The organism is Paraburkholderia sp. BR14320 (genome assembly GCF_040948665.1).
GTDB classification, from domain to species: domain Bacteria; phylum Pseudomonadota; class Gammaproteobacteria; order Burkholderiales; family Burkholderiaceae; genus Paraburkholderia; species Paraburkholderia youngii.
The window spans coordinates 1-2,567 of record NZ_JBFPKG010000154.1; the positions used below are offsets into that span (position 1 = coordinate 1).

Annotated in this window: 2 protein-coding genes; both read right to left on the bottom strand. The window is 61.3% G+C overall.

What is annotated here, in order from left to right:
* Window positions 1-84: 84 nt before the first annotated feature.
* Complete coding sequence (gene istB / locus AB3X89_RS39345; RefSeq protein ID WP_368587954.1) at window positions 85-873, bottom strand: IS21-like element helper ATPase IstB; 789 nt, start codon at window positions 871-873, stop codon at window positions 85-87.
* A gap of 2 nt (window positions 874-875) precedes the next feature.
* Window positions 876-2,402, bottom strand: a complete 1,527-nt coding sequence (gene istA / locus AB3X89_RS39350; protein WP_368587955.1) for an IS21 family transposase — start codon at window positions 2,400-2,402, stop codon at window positions 876-878.
* Window positions 2,403-2,567 lie beyond the last annotated feature (165 nt).

Genomic DNA, 2,567 nt, shown 5'->3' on the forward strand with positions numbered 1-2,567 from the left:
TGTTGCCTTTCGCCGTAAAGGAGCCGGGTGTTTTCGGCGTAATGGCGCCAGCGACAGGCGCCTGATTCGGGGCTCGAACGGGTATCAAGAATCCTTGTTTTTACCTCCTCTCGCAAGTGCTGATTTGTTGCTCTCGGGCATCGGGCGTGGGACACGATAGCTTTCGCCGTCGAGCACGACGCGGTACGCGGCATGTCGCAGGCGATCAAGCGTTGCGGCGCCGAGCATTTTGTTGGTCGCGAACGCGTCACCCCATTCGGTAAAATCCAGATTACTCGTTAAGACGGTCGATGTACGCTCGTACCTCTCGGCAATCAGATCGTGGAAGTCTTCGTCTTCGGGTGCGCGCATGGGCTTCAGTCCAAAGTCGTCAATGATGAGCAGCGGGACCTTGGCAAGCGCCTGGAAGCGCCGTTCGTAGGAGCCCACGGCTTGCGCGTTGCGTAGCGCGCCGAGAAGCCGGGTCTGGGTCATGAACAGAACATCGTGACCTTGCCGGGCGGCCGCATGGCCCAGTGCCTGCGCCAGATGGCTTTTGCCCGTTCCGCACGGACCGGCGATCAGCACGCTGACCTTCTCATCGATGAAGCGGCAGGTCGCGAGATCATGGACGACGGCGCGATTAAGATTGGGTAGCCGGTCGAAGTCGAAACCTTCCAGTGTCTTCTGCCCACGGAAGTTGGCGCGACGCATGCGGGCGTCGAGCTTGCGATGATCGCGCCGGGCGATCTCGTCCTGGATCAGCAACGTGAGGAAGTCTGTGTAGGCGAGCTTGCGGTCGATGGCTTCGCGGTTGCGTGCTTCGAGCGTGTCCAGGATGCCGGACAGGCGCAATTGCTTGAGGGAAGACGTGAGTTCGGGAATTGGATTCATATTCAATGGATCAGGAGAGTCTGGGTATCGCGGCAGAAGCGGCCGCCGTGGGTGTAGGTGGTCGCGCCCGATTCAACGGGTTCGGTCGACAACCAGGTCTGATCGAGGCCTTTCTGCAGGATCAGCTTGACGGCTTTGTAGCTTGGCGTGCCGAAGTGATTCGCGCGACGGCAGGCCGCCTCCAGGCGAGACGCGCCGAACTGCTGGGCGAAGCGCAGCACGCCCTGTACGGCGCGCAGCTTGATGAGAACCTGATCGCCGAAGAGCGCGTGAACAAGCGCGTAGCAGGACGGGCCGATACGCTGCGCTTCTCTCAGGCACCATTGGGTGTCGTGCAACTGCCAGGCCTGTGCTGCTGGCGGCATGTGATCGGCCACCGTGCTACGCGTTCCTGGCGCAGACTGGCGGACATGCGATGCCGACAGTTCGTGCGCGTAGTAGAGCTGCACCATGGTGGCGGTTGCCTTGAGCCACAGGTCTTTACCGGCAAGCCGGAACGGCACGGAATAGTAGGCACGCTGGAACTGCACATGCGCGTCGCGATGGACCTTCACGCGCGCCCAGGTTGCCAGCTCGGGCGGCACATCGGGAAGCGGCAGCAGCAGCGCCTGTTCGACGTCTTCGAAACGCTTGAGCGGCACCTCGCGCGTCGTGCCATGCGTCCGGGTGCCGGCCTCGTGCATCACCCAGGCTTGTGCTTGCCGGTTGGCGTCATCAAGATCACGGAATTCGCGAAGCGGAAGGAAGCTCGACTTCACGTATTTGACGCCCGATTCGACAATTCCTTTTTTAGCCGGGTCCCTCGGCGGACACGGATCAATCTTGAAGGAATACCCTTCGGCGCATTGCGCGTAGGCCCGCTGGACTTCGGGTTCGTAGATACAGGCCTTGACGATGGCGCACTTGGGATTGTCGATGATGACGCGTCCAACCACGCCATTGAACCACTCGAAGGCATGACGATGGCACAGCAACCACGTGTCGACACTCTGGTCGCGGACAAATTCAACGTACTGATGCCGTGACCAGCACAGCGTCATCACGAAGAACCACGTCTTGTGAATCTCGCCGGTGTGCGCGTCCGTGATGCTCGGGCCCGCACCGAAATCAACCTGCGCGGCTTCTGCAGGTTTGAATTCCAGCCGCATCGGCACAGCCGGCGTGAGCTCCGCCTTCAGTTGCTGAAGCAGCCTGTACACGGAAGAGTAGCTTCCCTCGTAGCCGTGGTTGCGCACCAGCGCGCCGTGAATCGTCGTGCCGGGGACGCCCGCGTCGTGCCACTGGGCGATCTGCTCGCGCCACGGTTCGGCCGACGAGATACAGCTCGCCGGCAGGAACTCCTTGCGACTAAACGCTGTAGCGAGCTGCGCGTCATCCGGCAGAGCGGTGTCCGGAGAAAGCCATCCGCGTTCGGTTGCAATCTCCCGCACGGCCGCCAGCTTCTTGCGGCCCATGATCTTCGACCGGTCGATATCCCGGTCGGAGTCGCCCTGGCGCATTCGCACCAGAACCTGTCGATATTGGTACATCTCGAACTTCCTCTTCAAACCACCCTCCGGAGCAAATGCGTGCCGGGAGGGTAGCGGTTGGCGAAGTTCGAGCGCCCGACTCAGACGCCAGTGGCGCCTTTACGGCGAAAATCTACTGGCATCTATACGCCGAAAGACTTGCGGCGCCTAAACGCCGAAAAGTCC

Excerpts from the sequence above, each read along its gene's own strand:
- istB (WP_368587954.1), bottom strand. The coding sequence starts at position 873 with ATGAATCCAATTCCCGAACTCACGTCTTCCCTCAAGCAATTGCGCCTG.
- istA (WP_368587955.1), bottom strand. The coding sequence starts at position 2,402 with ATGTACCAATATCGACAGGTTCTGGTGCGAATGCGCCAGGGCGACTCC.